Source organism: Citrobacter sp. TBCS-14, from assembly GCF_005280805.1.
GTDB lineage: Bacteria > Pseudomonadota > Gammaproteobacteria > Enterobacterales > Enterobacteriaceae > Citrobacter > Citrobacter gillenii.
In genome coordinates, this window is record NZ_SZWM01000379.1 from 1 (window position 1) to 251 (window position 251).

A 251-nucleotide genomic window follows, 5' to 3' on the forward strand; every position below is an offset into this window, starting at 1 on the left:
TCCCGGTGGCATTAAAACTGGGGCTGGCCGGTGGACCACTGATTATGGCGCTGATTTTGGGGCGTATTGGCAGTATCGGTAAGCTGTATTGGTTTATGCCTCCCAGCGCGAACCTGGCGTTGCGAGAGTTGGGTATCGTACTGTTCCTCGCGGTGGTTGGTCTGAAGTCAGGCGGTGATTTTGTTCATACCCTGACGCAGGGCGACGGTCTGAGCTGGGTGGGCTACGGTATTTTTATCACCGCAATCCCG

1 pseudogene is annotated in these 251 nt (G+C 55.8%); it reads left to right on the forward strand.

The features are described from left to right. A pseudogene (locus FDX22_RS31175) lies at positions 1-251 on the forward strand (transporter); the annotation flags it as partial.